The sequence below is a fragment of the Ruegeria sp. AN11 genome, from assembly GCF_056536005.1.
In genome coordinates this window covers 1,746,450-1,763,867 of the sequence record NZ_JBQFJD010000001.1, presented here as the reverse complement: position 1 = coordinate 1,763,867, position 17,418 = coordinate 1,746,450, and the positions used below count along the sequence as shown (strand labels likewise).

Sequence of the window (17,418 nt, the reverse complement as noted above, 5' to 3'; positions counted from 1 at the left end):
GCTGAATTAAGACAGCTTCCAACTTGTACAACAGTTACCCTTTCAACTGTCCTGATGGACAAAAGGCCGATCCGAACTACCTTTGCGTCGGATCTGAGATATCGCGCTATACAGTGATTAAAGGCGAGCTTACCTCAGGGTACAAACAAGGGGACTGCTATTAGGAGCTACATAAGCGCAACAATGCATGCAAGACGCTTTTGGCTTATGCTGATTGCGCTGTCGGTAGTTTTGGCATTTATCTCAAATTCTAGAGTGATTGCTCAGGAGCAATTAGATGAATCGGCAGCGTTGAGTCTGGCTGCTCTTAACAACGAGAGCCCACGCGCCACACTCAGAAAGCTACTAACGCTGCGAACTTCCCTCGAGGAAGCCGTCGAAGTCTATCGAAATCAACGAAATCGAGCGAACGGAAAACGTGTTAGGGAATTGGTAAGCGACCTGTCTTCGTTAGTCGACCTTTCCAAAGTTCCGCCCGCAGCACAGCAAATTACCAGTATCGAGACCGTCAGTTATCTATTGAACATTATTGCTCGAGTGCCGCTGCCGGAGTTATCGGATGTGCCTGGTGTTGACTCCTTTGACAGCAACGGTCGAGGGATCTATCGAATTCCGGGCACTCCTTTGAAAATTGTTCAAATGATGGATGGGCCGCGTGAACTCGAGTTTCTATTTAGCCCGGACACGGTGCAGGTTGCGCCTCGGATCCACAGCTCAGTAATTCATTTTCCAACAAAGCCAGAAGTCCGCATAAACGACTGGCGCAGGGAATTATTGCAGGGCACGGGACCGATGATACCTGGCTGGTTGCAGAGAAACGTCCCTTCAGCACTTACTAAAAGTATTTTAGATACACCATATTGGAAGGTATTGATCGGTCTGATTGCCATACTGTTAGTCTCATCTGCACTGATACTCTGGCATAAGGTGACACGTAATTATTCCACCAAAAGCGTGTTCTCCGATACCCTGCTGCAAATTCTATCTCCAGTCGTAGTGATAATTGCGGCCAGTTCTCTAGCTCGATTTTTTGAGAACCAATTGTTGGTAGTCGGGCGCCTATCGTCGCTTGTTAGTTTAGTTCAAACCTTTGTCACCTACGTTGCGCTAGCATACATCGTCTGGCTTTTAGTTATTGCTGCGACGCAAGGGTTCATGCAGCGTGTAAATAGCGAACAAGAAAGCATAGACAGAAACATGCTTCGACTGATCGGTCGAGTTATTGGCGCAGTCGCTGCGATCATCGTCCTCGCTTTCGGAGCTGACGCTCTCGGGCTTCCAGTACTAAGTGTCATGGCCGGTTTGGGCATCGGCGGAATCGCAGTCGCGTTGGCAGTACGTCCGACACTTGAGAACCTGATTGGTGGTTTCATTCTTTACATAGACCGGCCAATCCGCGTTGGTGATTTTTGCTCATTCGGTGATAGGAGCGGAACAGTCGAGACGATTGGTGTACGCTCGACGCAGATTCGTGCGCTAGATAGGACACTTATCACAATCCCAAATGCTCAATTTGCTGACATGGAGCTGATAAACTGGGCCGAATGTGACCAAATGATGATCGATCACGTGATCGGCTTGCGCTACGAGACTGGCGCTGACCAGCTGCGCTATGTCCTAGCTAAGATCCGCGAAATGTTCCTCGGGCACCCAAGGATCGACAACGATACGATCCGCGTGCGGTTCTACGGCTACGGTGCAAGTTCGCTAGACATCCATATCCGGATCTACGCACGCACGCGGGAATGGAATGATTTTTACGCTGTCCGTGAGGATGTGATGCTACGCATAAAGGACATCGTGGAAGATTCCGGTACAAGTTTCGCTTTTCCTTCTAGCACACTCTATCTAAGCCGCGATGCCGGGCTCGATACTGAAAAAAGCACAAAGGCCGGCGATGAAGTTGACAAGTGGCGGCGAAGTAACCGCCTGCCTTTCCCTAGCTTTTCCAGTCCGGACGAAGCTAAAATGGAGGATCGGCTCTCCTATCCACCAATTGGGTCACCCGACTATGCCGCAACGAACGAAGAACTCGCTAGTGGTGGTGAGAGGCTTTCGGCAGCTGATCCCGAAGAAGAGCCTTGTACCAACGCTTCTAGCTCTTCACAAAAGACCTGACCTGTGAGTTACATACCAACTACGCATCGTAGAAAAGTCACTAGTGCAAACGGCGAAGCGGTTTTCATTTAGTCTTACAGTATTACTGCCCAGTGCCGCGCGGTAGCGAACGGCTAATTTGTCCGCAGAACAGTCATTTAGCCGGCCTTCAACCAACGCCCGCTTTGCGAAAAAAGAAAGCAAAGTGATCCCCCGGAAACCCGCTAAGGGCCGCCGTGGGTTCTGTCTACGAGGGTGGTCTTCGGTTGACGACATAGTCGGCCAACCACTACCAGTAGCCAGTAAATGACGAGTGGGGCAATGCTGATGGCATAGCGTAGCGGTCATAGGCTCATGTTCCGCCAGCGTTTGCACTTGATGGAGAAGCGGCTGTTCACCGCCGGATTCTGGAAGTTTCGCCCTGAATTTCGGCTATTGGGGGTATCTTGTGCACAGCATGATCCAATCGGATCATACGGGGGAAATTTCTCCCTGTGGCCATTGTAAGCGATGTTGTGGTGTCTAGCCCCCTCGTTCGGCACCACTAAATTGAGGTTTCTCTAATAAGGTTTCAGGCACAGGTGGGCGCATGTTCAGAGCATGATGTGGCCGGATCTGGTTGTATTGTCTGAGCCAGACATTGATGGCGACCTGAGCTTGTTTGGTTGTGTGGAACCATTCGGCGTTGAGGACTTCGCGACGGAGTGTTCCGTTGAAGCGTTCGTTGTAGCCATTTTCCCACGGTGACCCTGGGTAGATCTGGATCGGTTGGATACCGACCCGTCGGAGCCACTCCTGAAGCGGTGCAGCGATGAACTCCGGGCCGTTGTCTGAACGAATAAACTCGGGCTTACCGTGTTTCATCAGCAGCCGGTGCAGAACGTCCAGAACGTCAGCTGCATTCATTCTGGGTCGCACTGCCACGCAGAGCGCCTCACGGGTGTACTCATCAAGCACAGTCAGCATCTTGTAGCTCCGCCCACTGCTCAGCTTGTCATGGACAAAATCAATCGCCCAGACATGGTTGGGATGCGTGGGCCTGAGCCGGATGACAGAGCTGCCCTTGTGATAGAGCCGCCTTCGTTTCTTATGCCGATGTGGCAGCTGCAAGCCTTCTTCGCCCCATAATCGTTCGATCTTCTTGTGATTGACCTGCCAGCCCTCTATCCGCAAAAGCGCTGTCACTTTCCGATAACCATATCGTCCGTATTGCTTGGCCAGCCGGATCATCGCCAGGCGCAGCGCATCATCACTAGTAGCCTTGGACCGATAGCGATGACTGGACCGCGCCACACCCAACACTGCGCAGGTTCGACGTTCCGATGTATCCAGCTTTTGGCGGGTGTGGATCACGGCCTGACGCAACCCATCAACCGTCAGGCCTTGGGCTTTAAATGATCCAGGCTCTCCTTCAGGATCAGCTTGTCGAGCTGAAGATCAGCCACGATCTTCTTAAGCCGCTCATTCTCTTTCTGAAGCGCTCGCATCTCTGACAACTGCGGCCGCCCCATGCCGCCAAACTTCTTGCGCCAGTAGTAATACGTCTTGTCTGAAATCCCCGCCTTCCGACAAGCGCTCACAACATCCAAACCATCATGCAAATGCACGTCGATCTCGCGCAAAAGCTTCAACGCATCTTCATCCGAATACCGCTTCCGAGCCATCCATCATCCCTTCCGTGACACCAAAATAGTGGCACAGTTTTACGGGGCTAAGACAAGCTGAACGGCTGAAAGCGCGCTTGCCGGGAGCGAGGTTGGCTCAGATCAACGAATTAGGGCAGGGCGACATTTGGGACGATCAGCGACTAAAAGAGTTGGCTTCTCGAGAGCGAGTGTCCGCCCGTTTTCTGCACCACGAAGCGTTCGAGTTCTTTCCGACGCACAAGTTGCTCATTCGAGGCAACTACCTGCCCGGAGCGCACGATGCCGGCGACGGGTTTTGGCGACGATTGGTCCCTGTCGAGTTCGGGGTTCAAATACCGGAAGAAGAGCGCGTTCCGGATTTGGATTCTCAAATAATCGGTGAGGAATTACCCGGCGTTTTGAATTGGGCCATTGATGGATGCATTGCGTGGCAGCACAAAGGTCTGAAGATCCCGGCAAGTATCAAGGCTTTTAGCAATCTGTACCGAAACGAAACCGACGTCATCGGCCAATGGGAGGCGCAACACTGTAGGCGCGTAGCGTCCGCTGTCACCGGGGTCGGGGATCTTTACGCCAGCTATCGGTTTTTTTGCATGGAAGACGGATTGTCCCCGATGTCAAAGAATCAGTTTTCGCGGCTCATGACGCAGCGTGGTCTCAAGAGAGCGCCGGGTACCTCTATCAGGCGGATCGTGGGCATCGAGTTGTTGGAGGCTGTTAATGACTTTTCTGATTGAAGATCGGGGTGGAGCGGATAAAGCGTATTTTTGCGCTTTTCCCACACCGATTGTCTTAAGCGCCTTTTTGTCCTTAAGGGAGATCCACCGAAATGCGCTTCATACGCTTTTCTGAACGGGTGTCTCCAGAGACTTTCCAAATATTTTCGAACCCCGGGCTCAACGCCCCCCGTGGTAGAGCCAATCCTCGGGGAAGGACCCAAAGCGCCAATCCAAGGGGTGTTTTAGACGTCTGTTCCGGTTCCGGCTGCAGTCGGAAAGGTCAACCTCAGGTGCGAGAGAGGAATGGCTTCTAAAGAGACCTTTGAAACTTGGCCCGTGTTTTGCAGCTGTTTTGTTCAATGGTCAAATCCTGGATGCCTAGGTTTCATCCAATCTCGATTATCTGTTCAGATGCGCCATCGCGAAGCCACTGTTCGAGTTGCTCTAGGCTTCCATTGCGTAGAGCGCTCATCTTTTTCCGGTGCTCTACCGCACACTCCCAGACAACAGCCACGCGATAGCCCGCCTCCCTCGCGGCCCGGATGTTTCGAGCGTCCCTTTCGATGTTTGCTAGGAACTTGGATTCCCATCTGTCGTGAGTTCTGCCCCGCACACTGGCTGCCAGTCTGCAGCCCGAATGCTGATGCCAGAAGCATCCATGCACGAACACGACTGCTCCATACCTCGGGAAAACGATATCGGGCGAGCCGATCGACTTTGACCCGTGCAAGCGGTAGCGCAGGCCACGGGCGTGTAGGCCCCGCCTGACGGCGAGTTCGAGTTTCGTGTTCTTACCGCGATTGCCCTGCATGACCTTGCGGCGCTGCTCGGGCGTCAAGGGATCGTTCATGTCATATTGTCTCTGGCCATTGCCTATCATCCTGGTAGAAGAGTTCCATCAAAAACAGGAGCAATTCCCGGACAATGAAGGAACCCTATCAGGTAGTAGATTTGTTTGCTGGTCCCGGTGGACTGGCGGAAGGGTTTTCCTCGGTTCCGAGTGAAAACGGTCGACCTTTCGAGGTCACGCTTTCTGTTGAGATGGAAGCTTCCGCTCATCGCACGCTGACACTCAGGGCATTCACGCGACGATTTCCGCGCGGTGAGCTTCCAGAACTCTACTATCAGTTTCTATCGGGCGAGCGGACGTTGGAAGATCTTGAGAAGGCGTATCCGCAATACTGGAATGATGCACGCTCCGAAGCCCTGAGACTTGAGCTAGGCAGTGTAGAGGCAAAGAAAATCCTCACTCCGCGCATCGACCGGATCCGTAACGATTCAGGTGGGCGAACGATACTAATTGGGGGGCCGCCCTGTCAGGCCTACTCACTGGTTGGGCGATCGAGAAACGCTGGAAACCAAGACTACGTACCCGAGGACGATGGACGGCATTTTCTTTACAGGGAATACATCCAAATTCTTGATCGTCTCCGGCCCGCAGCATTCGTAATGGAAAACGTTAAGGGTATTCTCTCGTCATCTGTTGCAGGAGCTCAGATCTTCGAGCGCATTCTTGAAGATCTAGGAAAGGTTGGGCACGAGCAAGGTGGCTACAAGCTGGTCGCTCTTGCTGCACCATCGGGCCCATCTCTTGAAACGCTACAGCCACCTTCAGCGCGTGACTTTGTTGTCCGCGCGGAGGAGTTCGGAGTACCGCAGGCGAGGCACCGCGTTTTTGTCGTCGGCCTGCGATCCGACATAGCGGCAGAAACGCGGGTGCCAGTTGACGCACCTTTGCTTAGCCCAAGCAAGCCCGTGACAGTGAGGGATGTTCTCGGGGGCATGCCAGAAGTCCGGAGCGGAATGAGTCGAGAGGATGATGAGAAAGCCTGGCGACATACAGTTTCCAGTGCCGCCTCTGAGTTGATTCAGCTCGCCGGCCAGAGAGGTCAGGATGCAACGCTCAGGTCACTGCGACCATCGCTGAGAGCAATCAAGGCTCAGGTTTCAAAGGCGAACAGGAAGCTCGGCAGAAGTGCCAGAGATTACAGCCTGGGCAAGATTGCCAACGGACACTCGGGGCCACTGCAGGACTTTCTTGCGGATGATCGGCTCATGTCGCTGGCGCAGCATGAAACTAGGGGGCATATGAAATCGGATCTGGCGCGGTACCTGTTCTGCTCAGTTTTCGCCGAGGTACATGGACGAACCGCAAAATCGGCTGATTTTCCGGTACAGTTGGCACCGGATCACCGTAGCTGGAATAGTGGGAAATTTGCGGATCGTTTTAGAGTCCAGATGTGGGAAAGGGCGTCAACAACGGTGACAAGCCATATCTCGAAAGACGGTCACTATTTCATTCATCCTGATCCTACACAGTGCCGAAGCCTGACGGTTCGGGAAGCGGCTCGACTTCAGACGTTTCCAGACAACTATCTTTTCCTTGGAAATCGAACGCAGCAGTACACTCAGGTGGGTAACGCCGTACCCCCATTCCTTGCCGCGCAGATTGCAGAGGCTCTGTTGCGGATCCTACCCTAGGAAACGGGTGCCAAGCGTCGGATCGCCAGAGTCACCAAAATGACATCCTCAAGCGGGCAATCTCCAACTCCGATCAGCGGGTGTAGTTGCCGTAGTGAAGTAAGGCACACCCATAGGGAGCAGACTGGAGTACCGCCATCCTAGGAGGTGTTTTCGAGTTGCTTGTGTTCAGTGAATTCGAGAGATCCTTGCTAGGATTCGCGTCAGACTGTCGCAACTTCAAGTTGTGCAGAGCGGTTGAATTCGGACGCGAAATCCTGTGAGTTTCATGTTATTGAGAGAAAACGGAATTGTCTAAGGACAGCATGAGCAGCATAGCAGACCGGTACCGTGAGCGTATCGAGGAATACTTAAGAGAGCTGGCGGACCCGGACCTCGAGGTCGCGACAGATAAGGCGCGTGAGTTTTTCAGTCCATTTGGTGTAGACGATGAATTACTGGGGCGGGTCAAGGAAGAGATCGCAAGCGAGTTGCTCGAGAGGATAAGGCGGATTCAGGACCCCTACACACTCTCAAAGTCCAGACCTCACTGGTACGACGAGCAGAAGCACAGAGGCGTTCACTGGTCTGCCCTCGCAGGGTATCTTGAGAGCGAGAAGGGTTGGGGCGAGGAGGTTGTCCGTTCCGTCTCCCGGTCTTCCGCTAAGGTGGTTGCGGAGCTTGGAGATCCGGCAGAGGCGGAGTTTGATGTCCGTGGGCTTGTTGTTGGTTACGTCCAATCTGGAAAGACGGCAAACATGACGGGTGTTATCGCTCGTGCGGTTGATGCAGGATACAACCTAGTTGTCGTACTCGCAGGAACCACGGACAAATTGCGACATCAGACGCAGGCACGTCTGGAAGACGATCTGATCAAACGCAACCTCTACAATTGGCAGCCGCTGACCAGTCGTAACGAATATGACACTGACGGGCAGCTTCTCGAAAGCGGCGACTACCAGAGCCAAACAGCCAATCAACTCCCGAACGTTGCGCAGGACGTGGCAATGATAGCGGTGATGAAGAAACTTCCGGCGCAGCTTGAACGCCTCACAAGTGACATACGGAAAAGCCCAGGGCTCATGAAAAACCGTTGGCGCATGCTTGTCATAGATGACGAGGCGGATCAGGCAAGTCCCAACGCTTCGAAAACTGACAATGACCCAACCAAGACTAATCGAAGGATCAGAGAACTTCTCGCCACGCTGCCCACGGTTTCCTATGTGGGCTACACTGCCACGCCATTTGCGAACGTGTTGATCAACCCGTTTCCTGTTGGAGTCACGACGGAGGATGAGCAGTCGCTTGAAGACCTTTATCCGAGGGACTTCCTGATCTCGCTGCCGCGACCAAGAGGCTACTTCGGGGCGGAACAGATCTTCGGACGCGATCCGGTCGATGCCGAGGATGACGGTTCGGATGGTCTCGACGTCATTCGATTTGCAGGGGCAAAAGAGGTGCGACTCCTGACCTCTGTCGACGAGACCCCTCATCTGGAGGATGTGGAGAGCCTACGGGATGCAGTGCGCTGGTTCCTGATAGCGGTTGCAGCCCGGCTTGCGAGAGGACATGACGCCGCCCATGCCTCCATGCTCATACACACATCGCACCGTACGGATGATCACTCAGATCTTGAAAAGCTGATTCAACCAGAGTTCGAACGGCTTACTGCGTCGCCCCACGACATGGCACTACTGAAAGAACTTGAGGAACTCTGGGATCGGGAGTCAGCCAAGGTTAATCCTACTCTTTTCGAAAACGAAAAGGTGGGCTTCGATCAAATTGCAGTTCAACTGCCAGTGGCGGCGGCGCGCCTGCAAATAGCCGTCGAGAACTCCAAAAGCGAGGATCGACTCTCCTATGAAGGTCCACCGACGGCGGTGATCGCGATTGGAGGCAATATCCTGTCGCGCGGTCTGACCCTCGAGGGCCTTACCGTGACCTACTTTGCTCGCCGCCCGAAGCAATACGACACACTGCTCCAGATGGGACGCTGGTTCGGCTACCGGGCAGGTTACGAAGACCTTGTGCGGCTCTGGATGCCCGAGGAAGTGTCCAACGCGTTCCGGCAGCTAGCCCTCGTGGAATATGAGCTTCGCGAGGAGATCTCGGAGTATGCGGCAAGGGGCGCTCGTCCCATAGACTTTGCTGTCCGGATTCGAACCCTTCCTGGATTGCAGGTGACCGCTCGCAATAAGAGCCGTCATGCACGAACCGCAAACATAGACTACCGCGGCCTGCATGTTCAGACCATCCGCTTCCCACGTGTTGATGGAGATACACTGAAACGAAACTGGGCAGCGGGCGCACGCCTTGTCAAGCAATCCGGAATCGAAGCTTCAGGGAAGCTGGGTCGGATAGAATCGGCTGGAATTCTTGAGTTTCTAAGGGATTATTCCGTCCACACCTCACATCGTGATCTCAGTTCCGGCTGGCTAGAGGAGTACGTTCGTGTGAATGCAAACATACTCGGAGAATGGTCTGTGGGCATCTTTGAGCCGGGTGACCGGGCAGTGGGGAAGGCGAGACAGCCCCTCGGCAACGTGGTGCCAAATCTCGCGCGACGATCAAGGCTTGAGAAGACCCGCGATCATGAAGTTGCCGACATCAAGGCCTTGATGTCCCGTCCAGATGTCATGATGGACGTTCCCAAGGAGCAGCTTCCCGATATTGCCGGCTGGCGGGGTTGGGAGTGGGCCCGATTGAAGAAATGGCGGGAAGACCAGCTGGGACAACGGCCCCTGTTACTCCTTTATCCCATCGATAGGAATTCGGTGCCGCTGCCCAAGAAGGACGGAACAAGCAAGCGGGAGCCGCTTGACGCAGTCCACGATGTTCTAGGCCTGGGTATCGTTTTTCCGCAGCTTGGTATCGACGCCGACAGACGGCCCACGAAGTACATACAAGTTGATCTTGGTCGAAGCAGTTTTGCCGACGAGGACGGCGAAGAGGCGGGGGGAGAACAGGATGCCAGCTGAAAATAGCGGTCCTAGTCCAACGTGGCTCGCAGGATCACCGTGGCAGGACTTGCGACTTCACTCCCGGCTTGAACCCGGTTCGGGATTGCGAGTGCAACCGATCGAGCCCTTCACTTCGGATCGAAGAAGGCCTGAGTGGGTACTAACGCCTGAGGACTACGCGGGAATACTCCTGCCCTCAGCGCGAGAGGAATTGGACGATGTTCCGACGGGATCACGGCGCCTACTGATTCAGGAGGATTTCCGAGATGGTCATGCGTGGGTCAGGATAATATGTCTTGATCGCGATCTAGAAACCGTTTTCCTACGTTTCTGTGAATCCGTTCTCGCAGAGATTGCAAGGAATGCCCCAACACCGCTTGCTATTGGTAGAGCGCTCTCACGGTTCCGACGGTTGTTCGAACAGGTAGACTCAGCAATAGACGGCGAGCGCATTGCTGGACTTGTCGCGGAACTTTTTGTTCTTGAATGGCTTGTCGAGAATGGAACCAATGCGGTCCGTGCCTGGCGCGGTCCTTATGGAGAAACACACGATTTTGCTTTTGGAAATCTGCACGTAGAGGTTAAGGCATTACCCGCATCGGGTGAGCGCAAGTGCCGTATCTCAAATATCCATCAGCTGGAGGAGCCGATGGGTGGTAACCTCTTTCTTGCTGGTGTGCGACTTGCTCCCGGGCGAGAAACTATTGGCACGATCCTTGAGAGACTGGTGACCCTCCTACCACACGAAAGTGTAGACGATCTAGAGGCAGCAATCCAAAGTGCCGGCTGCCCTGTCCCGATTACTGAGCCATGGAACCGCCGTGGGTTCGCTCAGGCGCCAGTCGAAGTATGGAGAGTTGATGAAGGTTTTCCGCGGCTCGTTCCAGGGTCGTTTCAGGCCGGCTCCCTTCAACAGGGAGTCACCGATGTACGTTACACTGTTTCTCTTGAAGTGGCCGGAGCAAGCGTCGTAGATCCGAGGCAGTTGATTTCCGTCATTGGCGAGACAGGGGGAGAGTCATCATGAGCCTCCTGCTTCATTCGGAACCTTTCAGCCCTGATGGAAATCTGTCCGCTGAAGGCTTCGAGAACCTTCTGGGGACGCCCTCGCTCGATCTTCTTGCAATCCTTGTCAGGGAGGCAGTGCAGAACTCATGCGACGCGACGAGGTCTGATGCCAAAAAAGCAGAAGTACGCATAAGGATCCGCAGTCTCACTTCGGAACAACGCCTTTACCTGAAGGAGAGAGTCTTTCAGCATCTTCCGGATGAGGATACGGCACGGCAGAACCTCTCTGATGTCGTGTTGGGAGGAGACGATCTCAAGGTTCTGGAGATCGCCGACTATGGAACCACCGGCCTTGCCGGCCCTACTAGAGCGGACGTGCCTCTCGCGGATAACGAAAACCCAGACTTCGTCAACTTCTTTCGCAACATCGGCGCGGCAAGAGACGTAGAGGGTGGAGGCGGCACCTATGGATATGGAAAGGCGACGCTTTATCGTGCCAGCAGTGCGCATACGATCCTGGTAGACACCAGCACGACCGATGCCGGGACGCCAACAAGGCGGTTCATGGCTGCACAGATGGGGAGGGCAGTTCCTGGGCGGACAACCGGGCGCCACTGGTGGGGCATAGGAGCAAACGACGGGCTTACGGTTGAGCCCTTGACTGGCGAAGCGGCATCGGAATGTGCGAAAGAACTTGGTATGCCGGAACGCCCTGATAACTCGACCGGGCTGGGTACGACCGTAATGATCCTCGCGCCGCATCTCCCAGCGGACGGGGATATGGTTGTAGGAGCATTGACCGAATACCTGCTTTGGAACTTCTGGCCTCGGATGATGCAGACCACTCCCGCTGGAAAGAAACTCAGCGCCCACGTTGCGCGCGACGGAGAAACTTGGAAGTCTGTTCCTAACCCCGAGGAGTTCGCGCCACTGGACCTTCTCTGCCATGCGATGAACGCGACCAGGGGCACCGAAACAGACGAATCTGACGTTTCCACAAAAAAGAAATCGATACGTTCCTTCCGACCGGCTCGCGTTCTCGGAACGCTTGCGATCTCGAGCGGTAGAGCTGCAATGAGGAAGTGGCTCCTTCCGCCAAGGTCCGACGGCGACAATGAAGGAGAAGAACAACTACAAAGCATCATACCCACGCGCCTGCGCCACGTTGCTCTTATGCGTCCTGCCCAGCTTGTGGTGCGCTACGAGGTGGGAAAGGAACTCGCAGATTATTCACAGGAGTGGGGCGGAGTGTTCATGTGCTCCGAGGATATTGACATTGAAGGGGCGTTTGCGCGGTCGGAACCACCCGCGCATGATGACTGGCAGCCCGACAGCCTTCCCGCGAAATCTTACGAGCGTCGCTTCGTGAACCTAGCTCTAAAGCGCATTCGCGATGCGATTGCAGGTGAGGGCGACACCACTGAAACGGCTCCCGCGGAAGAAGTTCCGCTTGCGATCCCAGCAACCGCAATGGGTCGTTTGTTGCCCGGCGCCCAGGGCGACGGTGGCGGGCGCGGTTCAAGCGGCCGCGGCGGTAGTGGTGGTATTGGTGGAAGCAGGCGTCCTTTCTCTCAACCTCGCCCGGTCCGTCTATTCGCAGATCTAGATGGGCAGTCTTTAGCGGAGTTCGAGTTCGACCTCCATGCAGATGGAAGATTTAGGAACCTTGAAGCCGTTCCCAAGGTAGTCATAGATGGGAGCGCGCAAGATCCTGACGAGGCAACAGGATACCCGCAAGTACGAGAGTGGCTGGCGCCAGACGGATCTAGCTCGAGCGGTCTCGGTATTGTAGCGCATCAGGAAGGACGATGGCTTGTACGGGTTACCATACCGGGCGATGTGGCCGTCGGTCTTCGTATTCGCGAACCGAGGAGTGTAGTCGATTGACCAGCGCGATTCTCCCATTTCTCACGATCCCGGAAGACCTCGTTCAGATTACGCCGTGGAAAATAGGTCTTTCGACAGGGGAAATACTTGAAGACCCCGAGTTTGTCCCCAACTGGGACAATGCTACAAACCTTCTCGTCAGTCGTGAATTCAGCCTTGATCCTTCCTCCGCGGCAAGCAGCCTTGACATCCCCAATCCAGAGCTCGAAATGCTCGTTTTCGCAGGCACTGGCGCAGGAACTCTTCCATCCGAACGGTGGCTGGCATTCCGGGGCCCTGTAAAGAGTGCGTCCCCTATTTCGATCCAGTTTGAGATTGCTGGTAGTCGTATGGCAGAAAATCTCTTTCTTGACGTAATCATCGGCCTTTCAACGGCCCCAAGCAAGAGAACCTCATCTATAGCTCCGGCCAGAGCAGGTGACATTGTCTGGCGAGAACGACGACGTATCCGCCTTGAAGGCAACGTATCGAGATTTCCGGTTAGCGAGACCGATCTCTCCAGACTGCTCGGCGAGGAATGGCGGGATGCGTTGTGGCGACTGCAGGTGGATTGGAGTGATCCCGCAGCAGATTTCGACACAGCAGTTCGACTGCACGTAAATTCGCAAAACAAGGCCTTCTCCGAGCGGTTCCGGAAGGGCGATCACGAGACGCTTCAAACGGTTATGGCGGACGTCATCGCTCAGATATCAAGGGATTACCTGCGACAAGGCGGCGATCAGGATTTCTTGATCGGAGACATTTCTGAGAGCTCTCTTGCGGGTGTTTCACTCCATTGGCTAGTCACAGCATTTGGCTCTGCCGACGCTGCACGTCGAGATCTCGAAGCTGACTCCGGGCGCTTTCATGCACGTCTGAATGCGTTAGCTGCCGTGGGGGATGAGTAGAATGTTGTTACTTCCGCGCATTGAGCGACATGAGGTAGACCTACTAATCGAAGAATTGAGACGCCGCGATGCAAAGCCCGGCCAAGTGGCTGGAATTGCAGAAGAGCTCGGTCTTCGACCACACTGGAATCGTTCTGGTGGTATGCCTGCAAGTCCGGAGCAACGTGATCTGCTGGCTTCAAGGCTACGACAACTTGCGCAGGATTTTGGATTTCCGCAGCCACCAAAACTTAATGGTCAGCAGGCGTTCGACCGCGCTGCCTGCAGGATACTGGCCGAGGATCCAATGCTAGGCGCTGCCTTCGGCGAAACCATGCGCCCGAACTGTTGGGCTGGCCTAGTTTGTTTCGACGTTCCAGATCTCGCCGTTTGGCGGCATGGTAAAGAAGGCAAGACTATCTCTGTACATAGGTTACTCGGCCGCGAAAGGAACTTCCTCCGCAGGCTTTGGCTTCGTACCAACTCACTTGGCCTAGATTCTATTGAATGTGACAGTCGTTGGAGTCTCGTTGATCAGCTTACAGAGGACGCTGTAGTTCAAATTATCGAGCGGCCATCAATTGCCGCCGACCGTAGGCTCTCCACTGCAATCGGGAAAGGCTGGGTAGAAGCTTCGAGGACCGTTAACGAGATGGAAGACGTCATGCGTATTGTGACCAAGCGTCTTCGAGCGATGGCGGAAGTTCGCGTTTTGAGCATGCTCTCTGACGATGAATTGCAGGTTTTAGTGAGTGAAGCCTTTTCGGTCGCCAAGGTGCATGTACAAGGCAAGCACAATTCGAAATCCTTTACGGCTTCCGCACGGATGGGATCGCTTCCTAAATACACAAAGCCCCAAAAGAGAAAACCGCCATTCTGGAACCCGCTACATTGGGGGAAAGAATCCAATTAGAATTTCAGCCTAGTCCGTCGGGTTTATCAAGATGCGTGGCCAAATCTATTGCTCAAATGCACCATTAGTTTGACGGCAAACGTAAACTGCGTTTTTTTATCGCTTGGGCAAATCATATCGGTTTTCGCTATTTTCAGTATTCACCTGTCACGGGATAGAAATTCTGTGTTCGCAAACCGCTTTGCTACCATTCGTTGCAACCGCGAAGTTCAGAGGCCTTGCCTCACGCAATGCGAGACCAATCCACTGTTCATCTTTCAGATTTGACCGGCCGGGATTTGCTCCCGTCGCGAAGCAAGTTCAAGGGACAGAACGGGGTTAAACTCGCAATTCGAGCGTTTCATTACGTATCCAAACTAGCGCTATCGAAGATCAACGGCAGAACCAAATACCAAATGGCTATACAATTTGAGAAACGAACGCTATCCGAGCAGTGAACCCTTAAACAATACTGCGGTTTGAACCTGATGTCGCGTAAGAACGAGGCCAATACATTGACTTTTAGAGATTTAATTCTTCAGCGGAACGAAGCAATATTAACCCATTTCCGAGATCGTCCGTTTCCGGTCATGTCTGTTTCTCCTAGCTTCCTTGGGGCAATCGAGAAAGAGTACGACGGCATTTTTGAGATGTTACACGACGGTTCGGTAATTCGCTTCGTTAGTAATACAAACCGTAATAAGTCCTTCACAATGGTGAAGCCGGATTTCTCTCGCTACAAGAGAGAGTACGTCGATTTTGTGAATTTGGTGTATCAGCAAAACTTTCGTGAAAACGATGTGCCTAAGGACTTTGATATTGATCATTTGTTGGCCGCCTCGAATGCACCCGACTCGACTTGGGTGCGGTTAGAAGCAATTCCTAGACGTATCAATCGCTCACATGGTGGTGGAGTAGAGAGAAACAATGCCAACTCCCAAATTACCCAGGCAAGGAAGGGTAGCCAACATCGACCGGCTTTAATGAATTGGGTAGTCGCTGCTAAGCTGGCGTCAATAATGTCGCCTCTGTCTCCAAAATCGAAAGACTCGCAAGACAGGTCTGAAGCGATAATAGAGTTTTTTGTCGGTATTGGATTTGAGAGAGCCCATGTCATAGTTGGACTAAAACAATGTCAGCATCAGTTGGTTGAACTGCACACGCCTGCATGACATCAAAGAACGTTTGCTTCTGCCTTCTCAGCGATTTTCAAAACCCCACTTTTAACCTTACTTTTGTCGATATGGGGTTTCGCAGAGCCAAAGCGGTTAGGGCTGCCGAAAGTTGAATGCGCTTGCGTTTTGGTCAGGTGTGCTGCTGCATTGGACGATTTGGGCTAGAAGCCGACCCCAGAATAGGTGCAGCATTTGGCGACGGAACGGAACTCAGCCAAATGTGACAGCTCGAACCAGTTATTCATTGTGTCAACCCACGTCGAGAGGCAGCTTTGTCGATCCGGCCATTTGCAGCGACTGCGACGACAGCGCGTTGCTCAAGGATTGTGGTGCATTATCAAGCTTGTGCGCGATGGGAAACTGACCAAACAGAATGCACAGGACGGGAGAATTATAGGTTGAAATCACACAACAAGTAATACATCAAGAGTTGAATAGATTTGAGGTGATAGTGAAATGAGTAACACAGGTTCGGGTATCGGATATGGCTTTAACGTAGCAGTAGAAAAACTGGCCGAAGAACTCTCAGTTCCGCAAGATCGTTTTGAACAGGTAGAGAAGCGATACAAGGATATCGCGGATTTTTTGCATCGCGATGAGTCCAAAGTCCGTGATTTTGCTCCTGATGTTTATGTACAGGGTTCCTTTGCTCTGGGGACACCGATCAAGCCCGCGTCAACGGATGAGGACTATGACCTCGATATCGTGGTAGCCTTTAAGGGTCTCTCCAAAGAGAAAATTAGTCAGGCTGAGCTGCGTCATCTGCTGAAAGATGAGTTGAAGGCCTATCGCAAAGCTCGTGGCATTCAAAGTGAAGTCGATGAGTCCCGGAGGTGTTGTACTCTCGTTTATGCTGACGGAGCGCAATTTCATATGGATGTCTTACCGGCGGTTCCAAACGAGGATAAGATGCGTGCTGTTCTCTCATCATACCGAACGGATGAGGCGATGGCAGAAGGTGCAATCGCAATTACGGATAGGGAAAAAACCGAGACATATCATATCATCACGGACGATTGGCCGGGAAGTAATCCTCGTGGCTTTGCCACTTGGTTTAAGTCCAGACAGCTTGAACAGTTAAACGAACGTCGTCGAGCTTTCCTAGATGAGCGGGGCAGAGTAACGGCCAGTGTGGAAGATGTCCCTGTGTTCCGAGTTCGTACCCCTCTGCAGTCGGCCATTATGATTTTGAAGCGGCATCGGGACGAGTGGTTCGCCGAGCAAGATGATCAAGATCTAAAGGTGATCAGTATCATTCTGACAACACTTTCAACACATGCGTATGCCGGCGAGACACGAGTGTCCGAGGCAATCGAAAAGATCCTAGGGGATATGCCGCGACATATTGAGGATCGAGATGGATTTTATTGGATCGGTAATCCGACAGACCCTTCAGAGAATTTTGCTGATCGCTGGAAAACTCACCCGGAGCGGGCGGAAGCTTTTTTCGAGTGGCTGGAGGCTGCCCGAGAGCATTTTGGTGCGGTTCGAGGGTTTAGTGATGCAAATATTGTGCTGAATGAACTTTCGCGTAGCCTTGGTGACCCCCTCGCTGCCGCCGCTCGGTTGCGTGTTGCAACTAGTGCTGGATCGCGAGCTGCAACTGTTGCCCCCGCCGCTGCAGCTGGGGCTTCATCGCCCGGCTTAGTATTTGGTGATGAACAGCGTAGACCCACAGAGCCAAAGGGTTTCGGCTGATGCCTGACGC

At 53.4% G+C, this 17,418-nt stretch carries 13 protein-coding genes; 10 read left to right on the top strand and 3 right to left on the bottom strand.

Going from position 1 to position 17,418, the window contains the following annotated elements:
- Window positions 1-207: 207 nt before the first annotated feature.
- A complete protein-coding gene (locus ACR3EQ_RS08745) occupies window positions 208-2,118 on the top strand; it encodes a mechanosensitive ion channel family protein (RefSeq protein ID WP_480490386.1) in 1,911 nt (636 codons plus the stop codon).
- A 501-nt stretch (window positions 2,119-2,619) separates the two neighbouring features.
- Here ACR3EQ_RS08745 and ACR3EQ_RS08740 read toward each other — a convergent pair.
- The gene (locus tag ACR3EQ_RS08740) at window positions 2,620-3,450 is read right to left on the bottom strand and encodes an IS3 family transposase (protein ID WP_170612379.1); all 831 of its coding nucleotides are present in this window, start codon (window positions 3,448-3,450) and stop codon (window positions 2,620-2,622) included.
- A 23-nt stretch (window positions 3,451-3,473) separates the two neighbouring features.
- Window positions 3,474-3,761, bottom strand: coding sequence for a transposase (locus ACR3EQ_RS08735; RefSeq protein ID WP_170548140.1), 288 nt, complete (start codon window positions 3,759-3,761; stop codon window positions 3,474-3,476).
- A gap of 65 nt (window positions 3,762-3,826) precedes the next feature.
- On the opposite strand from ACR3EQ_RS08735, the gene ACR3EQ_RS08730 reads away from it, so the two are divergent.
- Window positions 3,827-4,480, top strand: a complete 654-nt coding sequence (locus ACR3EQ_RS08730; protein WP_480491754.1) for a DNA primase family protein — start codon at window positions 3,827-3,829, stop codon at window positions 4,478-4,480.
- Between the two features lie 367 nt (window positions 4,481-4,847).
- Here ACR3EQ_RS08730 and ACR3EQ_RS08725 read toward each other — a convergent pair whose 3' ends face one another.
- Entirely contained in the window at window positions 4,848-5,273 is a 426-nt protein-coding gene (locus ACR3EQ_RS08725) for a very short patch repair endonuclease (RefSeq protein WP_480491752.1), read from the bottom strand.
- Between the two features lie 113 nt (window positions 5,274-5,386).
- Here ACR3EQ_RS08725 and ACR3EQ_RS08720 point away from each other — a divergent pair, with 113 nt between their 5' ends.
- The 8 genes from ACR3EQ_RS08720 (at window position 5,387) to ACR3EQ_RS08685 (ending at window position 17,408) form a co-directional block, all read left to right on the top strand.
- The gene (locus ACR3EQ_RS08720) at window positions 5,387-6,943 is read left to right on the top strand and encodes a DNA cytosine methyltransferase (RefSeq protein ID WP_480490384.1); all 1,557 of its coding nucleotides are present in this window, start codon (window positions 5,387-5,389) and stop codon (window positions 6,941-6,943) included.
- Window positions 6,944-7,248: 305 nt separating this feature from the next.
- Complete coding sequence (locus ACR3EQ_RS08715) at window positions 7,249-9,900, top strand: Z1 domain-containing protein (protein WP_480490382.1); 2,652 nt, start codon at window positions 7,249-7,251, stop codon at window positions 9,898-9,900.
- Window positions 9,890-10,909, top strand: a complete 1,020-nt coding sequence (locus ACR3EQ_RS08710; protein WP_480490380.1) for a PD-(D/E)XK motif protein — start codon at window positions 9,890-9,892, stop codon at window positions 10,907-10,909. The genes ACR3EQ_RS08715 and ACR3EQ_RS08710 overlap by 11 nt, the downstream gene beginning before the upstream one ends.
- Entirely contained in the window at window positions 10,906-12,777 is a 1,872-nt protein-coding gene (locus ACR3EQ_RS08705) for a hypothetical protein (protein ID WP_480490378.1), read from the top strand. Before ACR3EQ_RS08710 ends, ACR3EQ_RS08705 begins: the two co-directional genes overlap by 4 nt.
- Window positions 12,774-13,664 carry a hypothetical protein gene (locus ACR3EQ_RS08700; RefSeq protein WP_480490376.1) on the top strand — a complete coding sequence of 297 codons (891 nt, stop codon included), beginning with the start codon at window positions 12,774-12,776 and terminating at the stop codon, window positions 13,662-13,664. Before ACR3EQ_RS08705 ends, ACR3EQ_RS08700 begins: the two co-directional genes overlap by 4 nt.
- A 1-nt stretch (window position 13,665) precedes the next feature.
- Window positions 13,666-14,556 (top strand): DUF6339 family protein, encoded by an 891-nt coding sequence (locus ACR3EQ_RS08695; protein WP_480490374.1) that lies wholly within the window; start codon window positions 13,666-13,668, stop codon window positions 14,554-14,556.
- A 467-nt stretch (window positions 14,557-15,023) separates the two neighbouring features.
- Entirely contained in the window at window positions 15,024-15,707 is a 684-nt protein-coding gene (locus ACR3EQ_RS08690; RefSeq protein WP_480490373.1) for a hypothetical protein, read from the top strand.
- A 459-nt stretch (window positions 15,708-16,166) separates the two neighbouring features.
- Complete coding sequence (locus tag ACR3EQ_RS08685) at window positions 16,167-17,408, top strand: nucleotidyltransferase domain-containing protein (protein ID WP_480490372.1); 1,242 nt, start codon at window positions 16,167-16,169, stop codon at window positions 17,406-17,408.
- Window positions 17,409-17,418: the final 10 nt, after the last annotated feature.

What these genes read in the sequence shown, in the direction of transcription:
- ACR3EQ_RS08745 (WP_480490386.1), top strand. Translation starts at nt 208, where the DNA reads ATGCTGATTGCGCTGTCGGTAGTTTTGGCATTTATCTCAAATTCTAGA.
- ACR3EQ_RS08685 (WP_480490372.1), top strand. Translation starts at nt 16,167, where the DNA reads ATGAGTAACACAGGTTCGGGTATCGGATATGGCTTTAACGTAGCAGTA.
- ACR3EQ_RS08695 (WP_480490374.1), top strand. Translation starts at nt 13,666, where the DNA reads ATGTTGTTACTTCCGCGCATTGAGCGACATGAGGTAGACCTACTAATC.
- ACR3EQ_RS08710 (WP_480490380.1), top strand. Translation starts at nt 9,890, where the DNA reads ATGCCAGCTGAAAATAGCGGTCCTAGTCCAACGTGGCTCGCAGGATCA.
- ACR3EQ_RS08690 (WP_480490373.1), top strand. Translation starts at nt 15,024, where the DNA reads ATGTCGCGTAAGAACGAGGCCAATACATTGACTTTTAGAGATTTAATT.
- ACR3EQ_RS08715 (WP_480490382.1), top strand. Translation starts at nt 7,249, where the DNA reads ATGAGCAGCATAGCAGACCGGTACCGTGAGCGTATCGAGGAATACTTA.
- ACR3EQ_RS08735 (WP_170548140.1), bottom strand. Translation starts at nt 3,761, where the DNA reads ATGGCTCGGAAGCGGTATTCGGATGAAGATGCGTTGAAGCTTTTGCGC.
- ACR3EQ_RS08705 (WP_480490378.1), top strand. Translation starts at nt 10,906, where the DNA reads ATGAGCCTCCTGCTTCATTCGGAACCTTTCAGCCCTGATGGAAATCTG.
- ACR3EQ_RS08725 (WP_480491752.1), bottom strand. Translation starts at nt 5,273, where the DNA reads ATGCAGGGCAATCGCGGTAAGAACACGAAACTCGAACTCGCCGTCAGG.
- ACR3EQ_RS08720 (WP_480490384.1), top strand. Translation starts at nt 5,387, where the DNA reads ATGAAGGAACCCTATCAGGTAGTAGATTTGTTTGCTGGTCCCGGTGGA.